At 45.1% G+C, this 19,040-nt stretch carries 24 protein-coding genes; 14 read left to right on the top strand and 10 right to left on the bottom strand.

What is annotated here, in order from left to right; translation table 11 throughout:
* Positions 1-95: 95 nt before the first annotated feature.
* The 7 genes from A7sIIA15_RS01830 to A7sIIA15_RS01860 all read left to right on the top strand — a co-directional run bounded on the left by A7sIIA15_RS01830 (position 96) and on the right by A7sIIA15_RS01860 (position 3,825).
* Positions 96-557: a nuclear transport factor 2 family protein gene (locus tag A7sIIA15_RS01830; RefSeq protein ID WP_095672094.1), complete on the top strand. Its 462-nt coding sequence runs from the start codon at positions 96-98 to the stop codon at positions 555-557.
* Positions 558-612: 55 nt separating this feature from the next.
* Positions 613-1,122 (top strand): DinB family protein, encoded by a 510-nt coding sequence (locus A7sIIA15_RS01835; RefSeq protein WP_095685522.1) that lies wholly within the window; start codon positions 613-615, stop codon positions 1,120-1,122.
* Positions 1,123-1,179: 57 nt separating this feature from the next.
* The gene (locus tag A7sIIA15_RS01840; RefSeq protein ID WP_095685523.1) at positions 1,180-1,413 is read left to right on the top strand and encodes a helix-turn-helix transcriptional regulator; all 234 of its coding nucleotides are present in this window, start codon (positions 1,180-1,182) and stop codon (positions 1,411-1,413) included.
* Positions 1,414-1,415: 2 nt separating this feature from the next.
* Complete coding sequence (locus A7sIIA15_RS01845; protein ID WP_095685524.1) at positions 1,416-1,961, top strand: hypothetical protein; 546 nt, start codon at positions 1,416-1,418, stop codon at positions 1,959-1,961.
* An 80-nt stretch (positions 1,962-2,041) separates the two neighbouring features.
* A complete protein-coding gene (locus A7sIIA15_RS01850) occupies positions 2,042-3,106 on the top strand; it encodes a DUF418 domain-containing protein (protein ID WP_223298274.1) in 1,065 nt (354 codons plus the stop codon).
* A gap of 12 nt (positions 3,107-3,118) precedes the next feature.
* Positions 3,119-3,442, top strand: a complete 324-nt coding sequence (locus A7sIIA15_RS01855) for a DMT family transporter (protein WP_095685525.1) — start codon at positions 3,119-3,121, stop codon at positions 3,440-3,442.
* 59 nt (positions 3,443-3,501) lie between these two features.
* Positions 3,502-3,825, top strand: a complete 324-nt coding sequence (locus A7sIIA15_RS01860) for a DMT family transporter (RefSeq protein WP_095685526.1) — start codon at positions 3,502-3,504, stop codon at positions 3,823-3,825.
* Here A7sIIA15_RS01860 and A7sIIA15_RS01865 read toward each other — a convergent pair.
* Complete coding sequence (locus A7sIIA15_RS01865) at positions 3,819-4,181, bottom strand: TipAS antibiotic-recognition domain-containing protein (RefSeq protein WP_095685527.1); 363 nt, start codon at positions 4,179-4,181, stop codon at positions 3,819-3,821. The genes A7sIIA15_RS01860 and A7sIIA15_RS01865 overlap by 7 nt on opposite strands.
* Before the next feature lie 64 nt (positions 4,182-4,245).
* Here A7sIIA15_RS01865 and A7sIIA15_RS01870 point away from each other — a divergent pair, with 64 nt between their 5' ends.
* The gene (locus tag A7sIIA15_RS01870; RefSeq protein WP_095685528.1) at positions 4,246-4,575 is read left to right on the top strand and encodes a YciI family protein; all 330 of its coding nucleotides are present in this window, start codon (positions 4,246-4,248) and stop codon (positions 4,573-4,575) included.
* Positions 4,576-4,578: 3 nt separating this feature from the next.
* Here the strand turns inward: A7sIIA15_RS01870 and A7sIIA15_RS01875 are convergent, their stop codons facing one another.
* A complete protein-coding gene (locus A7sIIA15_RS01875) occupies positions 4,579-4,893 on the bottom strand; it encodes a hypothetical protein (RefSeq protein ID WP_095685529.1) in 315 nt (104 codons plus the stop codon).
* An 86-nt stretch (positions 4,894-4,979) separates the two neighbouring features.
* On the opposite strand from A7sIIA15_RS01875, the gene A7sIIA15_RS01880 reads away from it, so the two are divergent.
* Positions 4,980-6,167: an MFS transporter gene (locus A7sIIA15_RS01880; RefSeq protein WP_095685530.1), complete on the top strand. Its 1,188-nt coding sequence runs from the start codon at positions 4,980-4,982 to the stop codon at positions 6,165-6,167.
* A gap of 63 nt (positions 6,168-6,230) precedes the next feature.
* Positions 6,231-7,064: an undecaprenyl-diphosphate phosphatase gene (locus tag A7sIIA15_RS01885; protein ID WP_095686424.1), complete on the top strand. Its 834-nt coding sequence runs from the start codon at positions 6,231-6,233 to the stop codon at positions 7,062-7,064.
* 22 nt (positions 7,065-7,086) lie between these two features.
* On the opposite strand, the gene A7sIIA15_RS01890 is transcribed toward A7sIIA15_RS01885, so the two are convergent.
* Positions 7,087-8,469, bottom strand: coding sequence for a metallopeptidase TldD-related protein (locus tag A7sIIA15_RS01890; protein ID WP_095685531.1), 1,383 nt, complete (start codon positions 8,467-8,469; stop codon positions 7,087-7,089).
* Positions 8,466-9,968, bottom strand: coding sequence for a TldD/PmbA family protein (locus A7sIIA15_RS01895; RefSeq protein WP_095685532.1), 1,503 nt, complete (start codon positions 9,966-9,968; stop codon positions 8,466-8,468). The genes A7sIIA15_RS01890 and A7sIIA15_RS01895 overlap by 4 nt, the downstream gene beginning before the upstream one ends.
* 220 nt (positions 9,969-10,188) lie before the next feature.
* On the opposite strand from A7sIIA15_RS01895, the gene A7sIIA15_RS01900 reads away from it, so the two are divergent.
* Genes A7sIIA15_RS01900 through A7sIIA15_RS01910 form a run of 3 tightly spaced genes read left to right on the top strand, consistent with a single transcriptional unit; the run spans position 10,189 to position 11,933 of the window.
* Positions 10,189-11,181 (top strand): TerC family protein, encoded by a 993-nt coding sequence (locus A7sIIA15_RS01900; protein WP_095685533.1) that lies wholly within the window; start codon positions 10,189-10,191, stop codon positions 11,179-11,181.
* Positions 11,178-11,414, top strand: a complete 237-nt coding sequence (locus A7sIIA15_RS01905; RefSeq protein ID WP_095685534.1) for a PGPGW domain-containing protein — start codon at positions 11,178-11,180, stop codon at positions 11,412-11,414. Before A7sIIA15_RS01900 ends, A7sIIA15_RS01905 begins: the two co-directional genes overlap by 4 nt.
* Positions 11,415-11,432: 18 nt before the next feature.
* A complete protein-coding gene (locus A7sIIA15_RS01910) occupies positions 11,433-11,933 on the top strand; it encodes a GNAT family N-acetyltransferase (protein ID WP_095685535.1) in 501 nt (166 codons plus the stop codon).
* Here A7sIIA15_RS01910 and A7sIIA15_RS01915 read toward each other — a convergent pair.
* From A7sIIA15_RS01915 to A7sIIA15_RS01940, 6 genes are all read right to left on the bottom strand, one after another.
* Entirely contained in the window at positions 11,930-13,039 is a 1,110-nt protein-coding gene (locus A7sIIA15_RS01915; RefSeq protein ID WP_095685536.1) for a mandelate racemase/muconate lactonizing enzyme family protein, read from the bottom strand. The genes A7sIIA15_RS01910 and A7sIIA15_RS01915 overlap by 4 nt on opposite strands.
* Complete coding sequence (locus A7sIIA15_RS01920; protein WP_095685537.1) at positions 13,036-14,085, bottom strand: ABC transporter ATP-binding protein; 1,050 nt, start codon at positions 14,083-14,085, stop codon at positions 13,036-13,038. Before A7sIIA15_RS01920 ends, A7sIIA15_RS01915 begins: the two co-directional genes overlap by 4 nt.
* 18 nt (positions 14,086-14,103) lie before the next feature.
* Complete coding sequence (locus A7sIIA15_RS01925) at positions 14,104-14,913, bottom strand: ABC transporter permease (RefSeq protein ID WP_223298277.1); 810 nt, start codon at positions 14,911-14,913, stop codon at positions 14,104-14,106.
* Positions 14,895-15,668 (bottom strand): ABC transporter permease, encoded by a 774-nt coding sequence (locus A7sIIA15_RS01930; protein WP_095685539.1) that lies wholly within the window; start codon positions 15,666-15,668, stop codon positions 14,895-14,897. Before A7sIIA15_RS01930 ends, A7sIIA15_RS01925 begins: the two co-directional genes overlap by 19 nt.
* A 161-nt stretch (positions 15,669-15,829) precedes the next feature.
* A complete protein-coding gene (locus tag A7sIIA15_RS01935; protein ID WP_095685540.1) occupies positions 15,830-16,960 on the bottom strand; it encodes an ABC transporter substrate-binding protein in 1,131 nt (376 codons plus the stop codon).
* Between the two features lie 109 nt (positions 16,961-17,069).
* Positions 17,070-18,164 (bottom strand): zinc-binding dehydrogenase, encoded by a 1,095-nt coding sequence (locus A7sIIA15_RS01940; RefSeq protein WP_095685541.1) that lies wholly within the window; start codon positions 18,162-18,164, stop codon positions 17,070-17,072.
* A gap of 132 nt (positions 18,165-18,296) precedes the next feature.
* Here A7sIIA15_RS01940 and A7sIIA15_RS01945 point away from each other — a divergent pair, with 132 nt between their 5' ends.
* Positions 18,297-19,040 (top strand): IclR family transcriptional regulator, encoded by a 744-nt coding sequence (locus A7sIIA15_RS01945; protein ID WP_095685542.1) that lies wholly within the window; start codon positions 18,297-18,299, stop codon positions 19,038-19,040.

The raw sequence follows: 19,040 nt of genomic DNA on the forward strand, positions 1-19,040 counted from the left end.
CTTTACATGTGCACGGAGACTGATTCTCCGCTCATTTGTTTATGCAAAAGTGGTTATCATTGGCGATGATCACTCCTTGAAAGGTACAAAAGCACATGCTTATTTACAGTTCAATCGTTGAGAAATTGGTACGTAAAACATTTCTTGCCGTCCAAAATCACAATTATGAAGAAGTGTTAAAGGGTGTGTCCTCTACCAACCTCACCCATCGTTTTGCAGGTCCTAACTCACTGGGTGGCATCCGACATGACAAAGAAGCTATGAGTCGATGGTTCAAACGAGTAGGGACTGTGCTGCCAAATCTTAAGTTTGAGGTAACAAGTGTTTTAGTTCAAGGAGGGCCATGGAACACAACAGTTATTGCCCGATGGGTAGCAACCTGCAATCTTGAAAATGGAGAACCTTACGTAAATCCTGGAATCCATGTAATCAAACTGCGCTGGGGCAAGGCATATGACTTCGATGTTTATGAAGATACTTTTGCGGTTACAGCAGGGCTAGAGAAACAAGCAAAGTCGGGAATTGCAGAAGCTAGTGCTCCCCAAATTGTGAGCTAATTTAAACTTTTCCGGCTTATAGGGCGACTCTTCTTCCTCCGATTATGATGCCACTATGACTATTGGACTTGAACGCCTTCTGGCACACATGGCATGGGCAAATCAGAAAACTATTGCCCACCTGCAAACACTTCCCGAAGCCTCCCTTGGTTCTTTTGCAACCAACCCTGAATGGCATGCTGCAGAGATTATTTATCACATTGTTGATTCAGCTGATCACTATGCATTTCGAATCAGCGGGATACCGGCACTTACTAAACCAGGGGAGCCTTGCATTGATGATGTGAAAGTGTTTGCAGACCTCACGCGACTTAAAGAGCAAGCAGCGATTGTGGACAAAGCCTTACTTGAATGCGTGAAGTTAGAGGATATTCAGATTGAGTTTAAGAACTATGAAGACAAAATGGTGAAAAGGTGGCGCTCAACCATCCTTTCACAAGCAATACATCACGCCACTGAGCATCGAGCTCAGTTGGCATCTGCCCTAGAAGCAAAAGGATTTAAGCCAGTGGATCTAGATGAGTTAGATCTGTGGGCTTTTGAGATTGAGACTTCAAGCTCCTAATTCGACCCGCCTTTCCTAGATGTTGCATTAATGCTACATAGCATATATGCTACAACTATGAGTCGCAATCCTGAAGAACCGGTCTATAACCGTATTGAAGAAGCACGTGCCGCCTTGGGCCTATCTAGGCAAGATCTAGCCGATAAAGCTGGCGTGCACTACCAAACCATTGGCTACCTAGAACGTGAGGAATACAGCCCCTCACTTGTTCTAGCTATCCGAATTGCTAAATCACTTAACCAAGAGGTTTCAGAGCTGTTTTCACTGACCCCCTTTAAGAAAGGAAAGTAAAGATGTCGAAGAAAAACAAGATTTATTGGTTTGAGGGCGTAACTGAAAAAGGTGTGAAATCTTTACTAACTGATGAGAACTCAAAATACAGATGGTTGCGGTCTCAGAAAAATCGAAGAATTCTTGTCGTTTTAATGGCCCTAGGATTTGCTCTTGTTGCGGCAGGAAGTTATTGGCCAACTTTAAAAACCAATTTAAATCTATCTGACGGAACCGCGGTCGTGGTCTATAGCGTCTCAGCTATATTTGTCATTTTGACTGTCCTTCTAGGTTATCTACTTCTACGTATAAGTGTTCGAGGAATAGCCGATGCACCTAATGAGCTTCTAGATGAACGTCAGATCAAAATTCGTGACACGTCATTTAGATATGCGTATTACGCGCTGGGGTATTTAATCGTGGCACTCTTGATTCTGATGATTTATGCGCCAGAATTGAAATTGTTCGAGCCTGAAGGCAATGATGGAAGTTACCTGATCATTTCCATGCTTTTCGCTTGTTCCTCATTGCCTTCGATGGTCTTGGCCTGGCGAGAGCGAGATATCTAATCAAAACACAACGTGATACTGCTCCAGATGTATTAAGAGGCTTTGCGCTTCTTGGGATCTTGGTCGTAAACATCCAATTTATGGGATTGAACAGCGACCAAGGGGCTCGTGGAGAGTGGACTCAAGGATTTGCCAATGGTGCTGCAACCCTTCTTATCGCAGCTCTCTTTACTGGAAAGTTCTATCTACTTTTTTCATTTCTCTTTGGCTACAGCTCAAGTTATGTAATCAGAAACGATAGAGCCAACAGGCCTCGTTGGATTAAACGTTGCATTGTTCTCATAGTTTTTGGAGCACTTCACTTTACATTTCTTTGGCATGGGGACATCATCTTTCTTTACGGGCTTTTTGGCTTACTACTTACCTTTTTCTTCTTTAGGGCAGAGAAAACACTCAAGATTTGGTTCCGAATCATATTTTCTACTTCTACTATTTTTATCGTCCTCATTGGTGCATTGACCTTTATCTCTGAGTTCTTATTGGAGGAGGATCTTGGTACGAGCACAGTATCGACTCTTGATGAGATTCTTCAGGGTGGAACTTTCCTGGAGTCAATACCCGCACGGTTAGAAGTCTGGCTACTTAGCATTTCTGCAGGGATATTTCTTCAAGGTGGTTTGGCATTTGCAGCCTTCTTGCTTGGCGTGCGATTGGCACGCTCCAGTTTCCTATCGTCACCTCTAGATAAAGCTGCAAATTTAAAATTAATGAAAAAAGGTTTATTTCTTGGATTACCAATTCAAATTATTGCTGCAGTGATTCTTCTACGAAATGAGCAAGCGGCTGAGCCTTCCGAAAGCATCTACCTCATCTCACTTTTTGTCTCTTTTGTGACAGCTCCACTGCTTTCAATGTTTTATGTAGGACTAATTCGTAAGTTGGTCGAGGAGCGACCACGCCTAGTTTTATGGATGAAGCCAGCCGGAAAGATGTCATTGACTATCTATATTTCGCAATCAGTAATCACTTCGCTGATCTTTGGCCCTTGGGGTTTGGGTTTATTCCAAGATTTGCAAACCTGGCAGGTATTTATCCTTGCATTTGGAATTTGGCTACTTCTTTCTTACTTTGCAGCACAGTGGCTAAAGAGGTTCGAACAGGGACCTCTCGAAAAATTAGTCAGCTCACTCACTAGAAATCGATAGGAGCATCAATAAATGGCATGGTTAGCAGTTATCACGGCAGGAGTGCTTGAAGTGGGTTTCGCGACGATGCTTAAGCTCTCAAACAATTTTACGAAAACTTGGCCAAGTATTGGGTTCTTGATTTTTGCTTCGGGCAGCTTTTCTTTACTCGCATGGTCCCTAAAGGTATTACCGATAGGAACGGCTTACGCCGTTTGGACGGGTATCGGCGCTGCTGGAACTGCAATCTTGGGAATGATCTTCTTCAAAGATCCAGTGTCCATAGCGCGAATCACAGCAATCGCATTCATTATCACGGGAGTAATTCTCCTGAATTTTTCAAGTACTAACCATTAAATTTGGAAAATGCTCGCTGAAGGAGCTTTTCTCCTTTCTAGTAAGGTAATCTGCCCACTATGGCCTGGTTCCTACTTTCAATTGCAATTGTTGCTGAGATAGCTGGAACGCTATTTCTGAAAGCTAGCGACGGGCTGAGCAAACTTTGGCCATCAATTGGTGTGGCAGTTGGTTATGTAATCGCCTTCTCACTCATGGCTATTTCCCTTAAGAAACTCGAAGTGGGTATTACCTATGCCATCTGGTCTGGGGTGGGAATTATGGGAGCTGCCATTGGTGGGGCAATTTTCTTTGATCAGCAACTTTCCAGATTAAACATTATTGGTATGGCAATCATCATTGTTGGCGTAGTAGTAATGAACCTAGGCGGAGTTGGTCACTGAGCCCAAATAGCATCATGGACGTATTGAGCTAAACCCTTTACACGCCCGTCGTAGTACTCCTTAAATCGTGGGTCTTCTACATACATCACTGCCAAGTTCTTTTGCATCTCAACTGAGCAGTCATAAAACCATTTCGTAATTGCGGCCCGATGAGCAATGACAGCCTCTTGAGTCTTGGGGGAGTCAATGGCAAGGCTGTTGCCGAAGGCATAAACAAATAACTCAGTTGCAGCTTCTTGATCTACTTTTGCTGCAGCAAAGTCTTCCTTTGAGTATTTAGAGGTTTTGGACGTTGATTGGCGATAGGCATCAGTATCGCCCCACCGTGCTTGAACTTCTTCCTCATACAGACTCATGAGTAAATCCTACTCAATCAAGGCCATATACCTGAGCTGCTACTTAATAATCTATAATCATGCAATGAAATTTCTAGTCTCAGTCATTGATAGCCAGACACGTTCGCCCCACACACCGCAAGAGATTAAAGCTATTGATGATTTCAATGACAAGCTCTCTGCCCACGGCCAGCGCATCTTTGCTGGCGGTTTAGATTCACCTGCTTCTGCAATAGTTTTTGATAATCGTAATGGCGCAAACAAAAGTAGCGAAGGACCATTTATTTCATCCGATGAGTTCTTTAGTGGCTTTTGGATCATTGAAGCAGAGTCAATGGAGATTGCTAAGGAACTTGCTGCAGAAGGCTCTAGGAGTTGTAATAGAAAAGTGGAGCTACGCCCATTACTGGGTTGATTTCTATTTCTTACTCACAATCCAGCGCTTAAACTCACCACTGCTAAATTCATAGATATCTACAGGACCTCTGCCATAGATGGCAGTGAAATCTTTTCCACCGCTGTAGCGCATTGATCCCAACAAAATTACATAGGGAATTCCTGTGCCAGGAGCTCTTATTCCTCTAAGAACTTCTTTGCTCCAAGGATTCTGGGCGCTAGTCACGCAAACAAGAGAATCGACATCAGCGGTTGGATTTGAGTGCAATCCACCGAGTTTTTCCCAAGCAGAGAGTTGTAAAACTAACTCCGTTTGCGTCTTGTGCACCTTAGCCATGTGCTTATTTTATCAATGATTAAGCCTCGGATGTCGGGTAGTTAGGTATCTCAATCACAATCAGCTTTCCAAGATAGGCTTAAGTAATGTCGATGCCAGCTATGACCAATCGTGAAGCGATTCGAGTCGGGCTACCTATCTTCATCACAGCAATCAATATGCGGGCTGGATTAACGATTATGAGCCCGCTCTATCCCATTCTTAAAGAGCAGTACAACCTGAGCTCTTTCCAACTCTCCTTTTTAACTTCTCTTTCAGTTCTTTGTTTTGCAGGAAGTGCTTTCTTGATGCCACTTGTGGGCAAGATTGGCGGAACCAACAAAGTAATTGCCTGGACTTTGTCGGTCTTATCAGTTGCCATTTTCCTTAGAACTGTTGGTAATGTGCCCATGCTATTTATCTCATCTATAACAGTGGGCATTGCCATTGCTGTTCTTAACTTCTCTTTGCCCGTGTGGGTGAAGGAGAACGCCCCTGATCACTCAGGGCTCTTAACTGGAATTTATATAACAATCATGGGCACATTTGCCGCTCTCTCTGTGGCAGTAGCTGTGCCACTTGCGCAGGCAAGTGCATGGGGCTGGCGCTTATCGATGATGCCTTGGTTAGTCATTGGTGTGATTTCATCTGGCTGGTGGTTACTGAAGATTTCAAAATCTAAGGAATCTGGGCACATGGAAGTGAGCTCAAAGTTTCATAAGGCTCTTTTTAGAAAATCAGGCGCGTGGAGCATTTCAATCTTCTTTGGTCTGCAATCCATGCTTTTCTATGGCACAGCAACATGGCTACCAACAATCTTGGTTTCTAAGGGTTACACCCTTAGCCATGCTGGTTTAGTTGTCTCTATTACTGGTTTTCTCGGCTCTGCTATTGGCATTGCAGCCCCGCACTATGCATCCAAATTAAAGAACATGCGCATGTTCTTATTCTGGATGGGCATCATGGTTGCACTTAGTTTTGCTGCGCTGATATTTGATAGTGGTTGGCGATTAATTATCTGGCTACTTATCTCTAATGTCGGACTCTCAGTCACTTTTCCTCTCTCTCTTTTACTCACAGTTACACGCAGTATTGATGCAGGGGAGACTCGATCACTTTCCATCATGGCTCAATCCATTGGTTATCTCATGGCCGCCTTTGCTCCTGGAATCGTTGGAGCAATCTTTGATTCAACCTTGAGTTGGAGCGCAGCATTGCTCGTGCCCGTTGCACTTGGAATTGCCCTTGCTGTGGTTGGCTACTATGCAGGAAAAGCCGAAAAGATAGAGATATAAGGGTTATAGAAAGCTTGGCCAGTTACCATTGAGCATTAACTGCGGGATGAAAAGGTGTTCACTTTGTTTGAATCAATAGTTCTGGGGATCGTTCAAGGTCTGACAGAGTTTCTACCTATTTCATCTAGTGCCCACCAGCGAATTGTTGGAGAGTTCTTTAGCAATGCTCAAGATCCAGGTGCCCGCTTCACAGCAATTACCCAAATTGGCACAGAGCTAGCCGTTCTCATCTTCTTTAGAAATGACATCAAAAACATTCTTCTAGCTTGGTTTAATCAAGCTGTAATGCGCAAGGATTTAACGTCAGATCAAAAGCCATTAGCTCGCATGGGCTGGCTTATTATCATTGGTAGTTTGCCGATAGGCATTCTGGGTTATTTTGGTAGAGACATCATTACTAATGATTTCCGCTCACTTTGGCTCATTGCTTCAACCTTGATTATCTTCGGTGTGATTCTTGGTTTAGCCGATCACTATGGAAAGAAAGAGAAAGGCTTGAGTGAACTCAACGTTAAACACGGCATTCTTTACGGACTAGCCCAATCACTTGCTCTGATCCCAGGTGTTTCTCGTTCTGGTGCAACGATTGCGATGGGCCGCTACCTCGGTTACACCCGCGAAGCTGCGCTGCGCTATTCATTCCTCTTAGCTCTGCCAGCAGTCTTTGGCAGTGGCTTCTATCAACTCAAAGATGCTTTTGGTTCAGATGCTTCTAATGTTTTCACCCTGCCACAGACCTTTATTGCAACCGCAATTGCCTTTGTTGTTGGCTACGCCGTTATTGCCTGGCTACTCAAGTTTGTAACAACTAAGTCCTTTATGCCATTCATCATCTATAGAATTGCACTTGGAACTACAGTGTTAGTCCTGCTCGGCACAGGTGTCATTAATCCTTAAGCTATGAGCAAAAGGGGAGAGATTAACTTCCTGGGCTCACCGTAGACATATTGAAATCTTTAATAACTAGTGGTGGAACTGCCATATTAGACATATCGCCAGCCCATTCACGTGGTTGAGTCCATTCAGATGCACCAGCATGTGCGATGCGAGAGAGGGCTGAAACCGGTGAATCATTCCATCGGAAGTTATTGGTTGCACCAACTACTTCGCCGCCCTTAACGTGATAAACACCGTCACGAGTTAAGCCAGTAAGAAGTAGTGAGTTGGGATCAACCATGCGGATATACCAGAAGGTTGTAAGAAGAAGTCCGTTATCAACTTTCTTCACTAGGTCTTCCAGTGTTCCACTTGCTCCATCAACGCTCATGACAAGGTTCTCGCCAATTGGTGTGAAATCAAGGTTAGTCAGCTTTGCCGTTGCACGTGTTTGAACGAGAGATTGCAAAACACCATCTTTGAGCCAATCAACGCGCTTAATTGGTTGACCATTATCAAAGACAGATGAGAATGGTGAGCTCACAGCGGTTGCCACAAAGTTAGATGCTGGAAGTTGCTTGAAATCAGGATCGGTAAAGAACTGGAGTGAAACATTTGAAAGCTTCTCACCGATGCGAGTTCCGCCGCCCTTTTTAGAAAACACAGATTGACCTTCATGGGCATCACGAGCAGTTGATACCCACATCATGTAGGTGAAGAGATCTGCAACAGAACCTGAAGGCAAGATGGTGTCATAGCGACCTGCTGGAAGATCTACTTTTGTGCCCTGCCAGGTTAAGCGCTGGCGAATCTGTGCATCGATATTTGCAACAGAGACATCTTTAAAGTCACGAGTTTCAACACCAGCCCAAGTGGAGCGAGAGCGATCATGAGACTTTCCAGTCATCTCTACGCGACCAACTGGTGAATCCTTGCGCAAACGCAACCCACCCTTTGATCCAACCCAGGTTGTTTCATTGGTGTGTTCTGAATATCCAAAGAGTTCGATTTTATCTGCCACTGAGCGAGAGAACATGTCTCCTAACGCTGGAGCAAAAGTTGAAAATACTTCTGGTCCTGTTGGAACGTGAGCGCCTGACCAATCACCTATAGATACGTTTGTAGCAAGTGGTGCGTAGTCATCGGCTGGACCTGATGCCTTTGCTGCAGCAATTGCTTCTTCTAGAAGCTTTGGAACATCTGCAAGTGAGACATCTGTGCGTGTTACACCACCAGATGCCATGCCACCATCAACGGCCACAAATGCAACAACAGTAACGCTGCGCTCTTGGATAACACCATTAGTAGTTAATGTGCTGCCAGCCCAACGTAGGTTGGCTTGAGTTTTATCGCGCACAACAACAATGCAGTCATCGCAAGTTGCAGCCGATGTGATCTTTTCAATTAGATCTTGAGCAGAAATCATTTTCCAGCCTCCGCAACAGTATTGAGAATGTTTACTTTGTCGAAGATTGCCGCTGGGCAACCATGACTTACCGCTGCAATCTGACCTGGTTGGGCTTTACCGCAGTTAAAGGCACCGCCTAGAACATAAGTTGAAGGTCCACCAACAACCTTCATGGAGCCCCAGAAATCAGTCGTCGTTGCTTGGTAGGCAACATCTTTGAGTTGACCAACGATTTTGCCGTTCTTAACACGGTGGAACTGTTGACCAGTGAATTGGAAGTTATAGCGCTGCATATCAATAGACCAGGATTTATCACCCTTAATGATGATTCCATCTTCCATTGAAGCAACCATCTCGTCATAGGTTGGACCTGTTGGATTTGGTTGCAAAGAAACATTTGGCATGCGCTGAATTGGCACGTGAGCTGGAGAATCTGCAAAGGCGCAGCCATTGCTGCGATCGCGGTTAACGCGGGCAGCGATGCGGCGATCTAACTGATAGCCAACAAGAACTCCATCTTTAATGATGTCCCAGCGCTGGGCAGCAACACCTTCATCATCAAAGCCCACTGTGCTCAGGCCATGAGGTGTGGCGCGATCACCAGTGACATTCATCAGCTTTGAGCCATATTGGAGCGTATTTAACTTATCTGGTGTGGCAAAAGATGTTCCTGCATAGTTAGCTTCATAACCAATTGCTCGATCTAGTTCAGTTGCATGGCCAATTGACTCGTGAATTGTTAACCAAAGATTCGATGGATGAACTAATACGTCATAGCGACCAGGTTCAACTGAAGGAGCTGCAACTTTCTCGGCCAAAAGTGAAGGAAGTTCTGCAATCTCATCATCCCATTTCCAATGGGAGTTGCCCATCCACTCCCAGCCAAAGCCGGCAGGCTGTGCCAAGGTGCGCATGGATTCAAAGCCATGATCGCCAATAGAGATTGCTTCAATCTGAGTTTGAATGCGAACACGTTGCTGTGTGGTGCTGGTGCCATATGAATCGGCGTAGTGCTTTTGTTCTTTAACAAACATAGTATGAGCAGATGTGTGATTAACGTTTGCACTCTTGAGCAAGCGATTACTTAAATCTGCTAGGCGATCCTTCTTATCTGAATCAGAGACAGAGAAAGGATCGATTTCATAATCAGATACCCAGGTTTGGTTTGCATACACAGGCTCTGTCACAAGTGAAACCAACTCTGTTGAGAGTGGCTTTGATGTCTTAGCCATGGCAACTGCAGTTAATGCCAGCTTCTTGGCAACATCGACAGAGATTTCAGGAGATGAAGCAAAGCCCCACGCTCCATTGACGATAACTCGAACACCTAAACCGGCATTGGTCTCATCACTTTGTGTCTCAGGACGAGCATCACGCAGCGAGAGCAAACCATTGCGCGTGCGCTCAATGCGCACATCAACATGGGATGCACCGGCATCTTTTGCGGTGCTAATCGCGGCATCACTAACGGCTGCTAGTGGAAGGGCTAGGAAATCTGCATCAACGTTTTTATTCACCCCCGAACCTTATGATGAATAAGGTAGTTATGCATAGGTGGTGCTTCATAAGAGATTGATTTGCAGTCAGGTAGGATTGCCTTTACGATTAACTTGTTTAAGGGGAGTACCTCACTACAGCTACCTCGTCAATACGGTGTAAAAACCCGGGGCGCTGGCCGTTCACACGGTTAGGGAGACCTTGACCATGTTTTATCCATGGCTATCAAGGGAGAATTTTGTGCAGGTTTCAACACTCGTCTGGTCAATAACCGTAGGGCTAATTCTTGCTTTAATTTTAGTGGATCTATTCACCGCATCCCGAAAAGCCCATGATGTTAAGTTCAAAGAGGCTGTAGCAACAACATTGTTCTATGTCAGCATTTCAATTGGCTTTGGCCTTTGGGTCTGGTCCTACTTTGGTTCAACCTACGGAACTGAATTCTTCGCCGCCTACTTAGTCGAGTACTCACTTTCTATTGATAACTTGTTTATCTTCGTCATTATTTTGGCTCAGTTTGCTGTACCAAGCATTCATCACCAAAAAGTTCTACTCATTGGTGTGCTGCTCGCCCTTGTCTTAAGAGCCATCTTCATCTCCATCGGAGCAGTTGCAATATCTGCCTTCTCCTTTACCTTTGCAATATTTGGCGCAATCCTGATTTGGACAGGAATTGGACTGTTTAAGCATTGGGATGAAGATCCAGAACCAAATGATAATTTCTTGGTTCGTACTCTTAGAAAACGTATGTCTATGGTCAATGAGTACCATGGCTCAAAACTCTTTATAAAGGTCAGTGGTAAGCGCTTTGCAACACCAATGTTCTTGGTCATCATTGCAATTGGGTCAACAGACCTACTCTTTGCCCTGGATTCAATCCCAGCAACATTTGGTGTTACCTCTCAAACCTTCCTAGTTTTCACAGCTAACGCATTTGCACTCCTTGGTCTACGAGCCCTCTATTTCCTCATAAAGGGCCTGCTCGATAAGTTGATTTACCTCTCCCTAGGACTTTCGTTCATTTTGATTTTCATTGGAATTAAGCTCATGCTCACTTACGCCCATGAAATCTTTGATAGTGTTCCAAAGATTCCTACTCCAGTAAGTCTTGCTGTGATTGCGACAATTTTGTTAATTGCAACAATTGCTAGCTTGATTAAGAGTAAGCAGAGCCCTGAGATGAAGGCCCATCCTGGGCGTATTACTGATCACAAAGAAGAGGACAGTAAGTGAAGAAGAACTGGTTGCTCTTGCCCAAGGGCTTGAGAAAGATCATTGCTTTTTCTGTTGGCTCATTTTTGGTTCTAGCCGGCTTGGTTTTAATTGTTCTTCCAGGTCCTTTCACAATGCCCTTAGTAATTGCTGGATTTTTTGTTCTAGCCGTTGAGTTTGCTTGGGCCGAAAGGTTATTAGCAAAGGCTAAAGGTCATGCAAGCAAGATTGTGCCTAAGAAATACAAGAAGTAAGTAGGGCATAATTGCCACATGCCTCACTCCATCACATGCGTTGAATTAGACGCTGATGAATGGGCGCGGCTGCGAGATATTCGCTTAAGAGCTCTTCTTGATAGCCCACATGCATTTGGTGGTACTTATGAGAAAGAAAACCTGCTTGATGAACAACAATGGCGGTTAGATTTTGCAAAGCAAACTCACATCGTTGCTTCAGTAGATGGTGTTGATGCTGCCATGATGTTTGTGGAAAATCTTCAAGGTGATTTTGGTGCCACATGCTGGGTTGGTGGATGTTGGAGTGATCCTGATTTTCGAGGGATGGGCCTGATGCGCGCCATGTTTGAATTCTTAGATAAGCAAGCAGATTCGCGAAATTGGTCAGTACAAGGCCTTGGTGTGTGGACAGATAACAATGCAGCGATCGCGGCTTATGAAAAATTAGGTTTTATTGAAATGGGTGGACCCCAAGCGAGCACGCGTCAGCCCGGAAAGTTTTATCAGCGAATGATTAGAAAAACAGTTTCAGCTTAAATCTCTGAGACTTGATATTTAGCTTTTGCTAACCATGCTGGGTTTATCTCAACACCCCAGCCTGGGCCCTGTGGAATCTGTACTTTTCCACCTTCAATTGCAAAAGGATTTCCTAGAAAGAGATCTTTTTGCCATGGGTAATATTCAAAGCCCTCAATTGAAAACTCTAGATATTTTCCTGGGTTAGGAATTGCTCCAAGAAGGTGCATTGTGCAGATAGTTACCAAAGAGAGGTTGGCACTATGAGGAGTAATCGGCATTCCTGCCTTCTTTGCCATCTCAACAACTTTTAACGTTCTCCAGATTCCACCCATATACATAATGTCTGGCTGCAAAACATCCACAGCACGCATATCAATCATTCTCTGCCAGGTGACTAGATCCCAATCTTGCTCACCACCAGTTACATCAATATTTAGTGCATCAGTTACTTGCTTGGTTTCTTCGAGCTCCCAGTACTTGCAAGGCTCTTCAAAGTGACCAATGCCTTCTGCCTCTAAAAGCGCACCAACTTCAATTGCGCGCTTAGGAGAAAATCCACTATTGCCATCTACTAACTTTGAGATTCCATCACCAAGTGCGCGAGAGACCACAGGAACAACTTCTTCTGTGCGCCCAGGCCACTCATCAATATCATTTCCACACTCTGCGCCAACGCGCCACTTAAATGCATCAAATCCAAACTCATCACGTAGCTTTACTAAGCGCTCTGCTTCATCCTTTGGTGTGATGTCACGGCGCATTGAAGATGCGTAGGTGCGAAGCTTCTTGGCAGTGCCACCCAATAGTTCAACAACAGGTTTGCCTTCAACCTTGCCACGCAAATCCCATAACGCGGTGTCTAAACCAGCATTGGCCCGAGCGCGGTAGCTTCCTGGAAATTTATGTTCACGGGCTTCAACTAAAGTAACTAGTGCTCCAATATCTGATGCATCTTTACCTAATACCCATGGTGCTACTTGGCGATGAAAAACCTGGGCAGTGATATCTGAGTGATAGTTAGAGGTTTGTCCCCAACCGATGTGACCATCAGATGTTGTTACCTTAACAAAGCAGACAAACTCATCAGTGAAAGTCTCTAGCTTTGTAATTGATCCAAAGATCATCCAGCTGCCTTCACAAAGACTGGCATATCTAGAAGTGAAACAGAGACAGTTGCACCTGCACCGATGCCAGCAGCATCAGAGCTTGGAAGCTGGGCTGTGACTTTAGTTCCATCATTCATAGTGATATTCAAGCGGCATGATGCTCCAAGAAAGCTTGCCGCAGCAACAGTTGCATTGCCTGACTTGCTGGCAACAACATCAACGCTCTCTGGTCGCACGAGTGCGATACCAGTTCCAGAAGTTACAGAGCCTGGCAGAGTTTTAACTACGCTTCCTAGAACTTCAATTGAGCCGCCAGAGACCTTGCCAGAGATTGGATTGGTTAGACCAACGAACTCAGCAACAAAGGAAGTCTTTGGGCGGTCATAGAGCTCTGATGGGGCAGCGATTTGTTCTAGCTGACCATTGCGCATAACTCCCACGCGATCAGCAATGCTGAGCGCTTCTTCTTGATCGTGGGTAACAAAGAGGGTTGTGGTTCCAAGTTCTATTTGAATACGGCGGATTTCTTCACGCAACTGCGTGCGAACCTTGGCATCAAGTGCTGACAGCGGCTCATCTAGCAGTAGTACCTTTGGTGAAATCGCAAGTGCGCGGGCCAGCGCAATGCGCTGTTGCTGTCCACCAGAGAGCTGATATGGATAGTGATTTGCGTGGGTTGATAGACCAACTAACTCTAAAAGTTCAGCTGAGCGTTCTTTACGCTTTTGGCTTGAAACCTTATGTGTGCGTAGTTTTAAACCATACTCAACATTTTCGCGCGCAGTCATATGTGGAAAGAGTGAATAGGCCTGGAAAACCATTCCCATTCCACGCTTACTAGCACTCTGGAAAGTTACATCTTTGCCATCAACTAGGAGCTGACCACGATCTAACTCTTGCAAGCCAGCAAGGGCTCGCAGCGCAGTTGTCTTGCCACAACCTGAAGGGCCTAATAGTGCGACGAGTTCACCTTGTGCGATGTCCAAACTCAGACCATCAAGTGCCTTGACCTTTCCAAAGTACTTGGCAAGGTCAACTAGTTGTACATATGTTGATGAGCTCAACGTATGGCTCCTTCTCTATTAGGCGACGTCAACATCAAGAACAGCCCCTTGACGTTTTTTATTTGGGATGAGCAGCAGAAGTACGAGAACGAATAGCAATGAGGCAACAGAGACCGCAACTGCAACTTGTCCATCTGTACGTCCGATTTGAGCGATAACTACTTGGAAAGTCTTGAAATTTAGAATGTTTGAAATCGTAAATTCACCCAGCACAAGGGCGATGGCGATGAATGAACCATTGATGATTCCAGTTTTAATCGTTGGCATGATGATTCCGAAGATCACTCGCGAAATTCCGGCACCTAAGGTCGTTGCAGCTTCAGCCAAGGTGTGAATATCAACGGCATCAAGGGCTGCTGAGAGTGAGCGATATGTGTAAGGGAGAATAAGCATGGAATACACACCAGCCAGAGTGATAGGGGATTCACTCAGATTGATAGAAATCCAACGGTATAGCGGCGCAATTCCTACAACGATAACGATGGCAGGAATGGCTAGAGGAATGAGACAAAGAAGTTCAAATGGGCGGCGAAGTAGAGGTAACTTCAACTGCACCCAAATCGCTGTTGGTACAACTAAGAAGAGGATGATCGCCATGACGATAAGTGCGGTGATGAGTGAGCGTGTCACAGCCTCAAAGAGAGCCTCTTGAGTTCCGATGACTTTCCAAGCTCGCAATGAGCGACCAGCATTTTCAAAACCATACGGCTTAGTTGAAAAATCCAACATCGCATAGAGAGGGACTAAAAGATAAAAACCGACAACTGTAATGATTGACCAGCGCCAGATTTTCACACCCATTTTCTGCTTCATCGACGTTGCTCCCACTTACTCACGTTGCGACGAAGTAGTGCATACAAAGTCATTGCAATGATGACGACTATGACCATAAAGAGTGATAAAACCTTTGCTTCAGCAGGATTTGATCCACCAGTCTCACTGGTTAGCGCTGTGGCGATCTGAAGAGGAGTGAGGAAATCTGCGAGGTTAATCAAGATACTTGCAGTGGCATAGGCTGAAAAAGAGTTAACGAAGAGAAGAAGGGCTGCTCCTGCAAAAGAAGGGGTCAGAATTGGGATTCCAACGCGAATCCAGTACTCGTAGTACTTACCGCCAAGAGCATCAGAGGCTTCACGCCACTGGGGTTGTAAGTTTTCTAGAGTAGGCAGAAATACCAGAACCATCAAAGGAATCTGGAAAAAGGTATAGAGAACGGCCAAACCATTCATGCTGTAAAGCCAGCTGGCATCGGCAAGAAAAGAAGTTGGTAAGAACTGTGTAGCAAAAGTTAAGACTAAGCCGTTAAAGCCAAAGGTTGCTAGAAAAGCAAAGACAAGCATGACGCCACCGAACTGGGCCAACACGCTGCTGAGTGCTACTGAAACCTTGTAGAAGACTCCACCTTGCTTACCTGTTGCGATTGCCCAAGCAAAGAGGCCACCCAAAATCGCACCGATAATCGCTGTCTTTATGGAGATTTCAAGCGAGTTACCAAAGGCGCCTCTAGCAATAGGAGAGTTAAAAACTGCCTTAATTTCAGCCGTACTTGTAACGCCGTAATTATCTTTGAACGCTCCCGACATAACATTCCATGTTGGGTAAAGAAGGAAGACACCTGAAAAAAGTAGAAAAGGGAGTGCGCCTAAATATGCACTCTTACTGCGCCAATACCGAGAACCGGTCCTGCCAGTGGCAGAACCGGTTCTCTTGTATTGAAGCTGTGTCAATGAATTGACGTTTCTACTTAGTTAGTTCCTACAGCTGCAGGCCATGCAGTCTTTAGGTATGCACGAGCAGCAGCGGTCTGAGCAGGTGTTGCTGCTTCTGCAACAATCTTGCTCTTACCAATTGATGCCTTGGCAGCAGCAGTTGCGCGGTTGGTCTTTAGTAGGTGCACCCAAAGAGTTGGAGTTGCTCCACCTTGTGCCCAAACATCAGCACCGATTTCACCAAGTGTGTATTCCATCCATAGACGAGCACATGCTGGATGTGGTGCCCATGCTGAAATTGCGCTGTTGTACGTAGAACCTACTGAAGCAGGTGTGAACATCTTCCAGACTTTACCAATTTTCGCAAACTCCTTAACAACGCCTGCCTGTAGGTAGCCGTTATCGATCACAACTGGTGTTTGACCAGATGCAATTGTTGCCTGTGTTGGGTTTACGTTGATGAAGTTACCTGCATCTTTTAACTTCTTGAAGAATGCAACACCCTTTGAAACATCGTCAAATGTTCCGCCAAGTGCCTTATTAATCATGTAGATACCATTCATCGCAGCTGATGAACCTAGTGGATCTCCGTTAAGAGCAATCTTGCCCTTGAACTTTGGATCTAGTAGATCATCGAGCTTTGTAATTGTTCCAAGAGTTCCGCTGTATCCAATAGTCATTGTTCCTGTGTAGTTAGGTGTGATTTGACCAGTTGGATCAACTGTCTTTGCACCTGTGAGATTGTTCCAAGTTCTAACCTTGTATGGAGCATAAGTTCCTGTGTTGAGATACTTCACGGCAACAGCTAGACCAAGATCGAAAACATCTGGTGAGCGCTTTGTGCCCTTGTTTGTTACAGCTGCATCAATTTCTTCTTGAGATGAACCTTCTGGGTTTGCCTCATCGATTTTGACTCCGTAACGCTTCTTGAAGCCATCAATCATGTCGCCGTAGTTTGCCCAGTAAAGAGGCAAAGCGATTACGTTGAGTTGTCCTTCTTTACGGCACTCAGCTTCAAGACCAGCGAGACCGCCAGCTTGACCAGCACTTGTTACCTTAGAGAAGTCACGAGCTGCATTAGCTGGTGAGCTTTGAATCACTGGGATCGCTAGTGCAACAACAAGTGCTGCAGCTACTGATCCGCTAGTTAGTTTTGAAAACTTCACTGCGTTCCTCCTAGTTGTAAGTGGTATGTGTTTTGTCATACATCCTTACCTCTTGCACTACACGTGTTGAGGGCAAGCGGTCTGGAATTTTGTACTTACGTAAAACGAATTAGTCGAAGACCAATACGTTTCGCGCCCCCTCCCCAGCCCTTAAACGATCAAAGGCTGAGTTAAGACCCTCTAAACCTATCCGCTCAGATATGAGCTCGTCTAGGAATAGTTCGCCATTTAGATAACTTTTTACTAACGCTGGTACATCTTTTCTCAGGTTTGCTGAGCCAAAGTAGCAGCCCTTAATCGACTGTTCATTGACAAAAGGGCCGGCATCAAGGGTGATGGTGGCGCCATTTTTCATTAGGCCCACCAAAATCAGGGTTCCATCCACTCCGACGGTGCCCCAAGCCTGCTGAATGGTGCTCTCACGACCGAGTGCTTCAAAGGCATAGTCAACGCCGCCACAGATTTCCTTCACCATCGCCACTGGATCACTAGTTGCTCCATTGATGACGTGAGTAGCTCCCACCTTTTTAGCTAAATCTAGTTTTTCCTGTGTTACATCAACGGCAATAATTGTCGTTGCACCGGCCATGCGAGCACCCTGCACAATATTTAATCCAACGCCTCCGCAACCAAAGATTGCAACAGTTGAACCTGGCTTAACTTTGGCAGTATTTATCACTGCGCCATAGCCAGTGAGCACTGCGCAGCTAATAAGGGCTGCGCGATCAAGTGGCATCTCCTTAGGAATAACAACTGCGCCAGAAACCGGCACAACAACATATTCGGCAAAAGAGGCAACAGTTAAAAAGTGATTGAGCTTTTCACCATTTTGTGAAAGGCGTGATGTGCCATCAAATAGTCCGCCAACTGACATGGCATTACCTGCAGTTGAACAATAGTTGGGACGCCCACTCTTGCAATACTCACATGTTCCACAGCTAGGAACGATGGACATAATCACGTGATCGCCAGCAACAACTCCAGTTACATCAGGACCAACTTCGACTACAACACCAGCTGCTTCATGGCCGATAACTGCAGGAAATGGAACAAGTTTGCGCTTTCCATCGACAGCGTTTAAATCACTTGCGCACAATCCACTTGCCGCAACCTTTACAAGGAGTTCACCAGATTTTGGCTTATCAAGTTCTACTTCACGAACTTCAAATTTTGAACCAATGCCATCTAGAACTGCTGCCTTCATTTTCACTCTCAAACCCCTTAGAAATATAGCCTTTCGCCAATAGGCCAAAGACTAGTCCCCGCCTATATGCCAATGCCACAGATTGCGCTAACCTAAATCTCACAGTTCACGCAAATGTAAGGAGCGGTTCACATGGTGCAACGGATTCAATCTGTTGAGCGTGCGCTCGCCATGCTTGATATTTTGGCTAAATCACCACGGCCCCAAACAATTCCAGAGCTTGCTAAAACTATGGAGATTAATCGCGCAACTGCGTGGCGCTTGATAAACACTTTGCTTGAATTTGAATTAGTTGAAAAAGATGATGAATCAGGGCGATTCACAGTTGGGAGCGGCGCATTTAAGTTAGCTGCTTCAACGCAAACAAATCTCATGAGTCGAAAAGCACGGCCAGTACTAGAGCGAATCTCAGCTCTTTTTGGGGCGAGTGCATTTCTTGAAATCGCGGCTCGTGGTGAACTAATCGTTCTTGATCAAATACGAATGGATTTACCAGAAGAAGTTGATTTAGCAGGAATGCACATACCACTCAATTGCGGATCAGTGGGCAAACTTTATTTAGCATCACTATCAGATGCCTTACTTGAAAAGTATTTAGCATCTCCCTTAGCAGCACTTACTGATTACACAATCACAGATCCCAATGAACTTCGAACTGAAGTTTTGCAAGCCCGTATTTCTGGAGTTGCATACAACTATAAAGAGCACACCGAGCAATGGTGTGGAATTTCAGCATCTATCCGTGCCCGTGATGGAAGATTTATTGCTTATCTCAATGTAACTTTGCCAACACAAACAACTACTCGGGAGCAATTGATATCGCTTACGCCTGAGTTAATTGCAGCAGCTCAAGAGATCACTGCTCTTATTGCCTAA

Source organism: Candidatus Planktophila vernalis, assembly GCF_002288185.1.
GTDB lineage: Bacteria > Actinomycetota > Actinomycetes > Nanopelagicales > Nanopelagicaceae > Planktophila > Planktophila vernalis.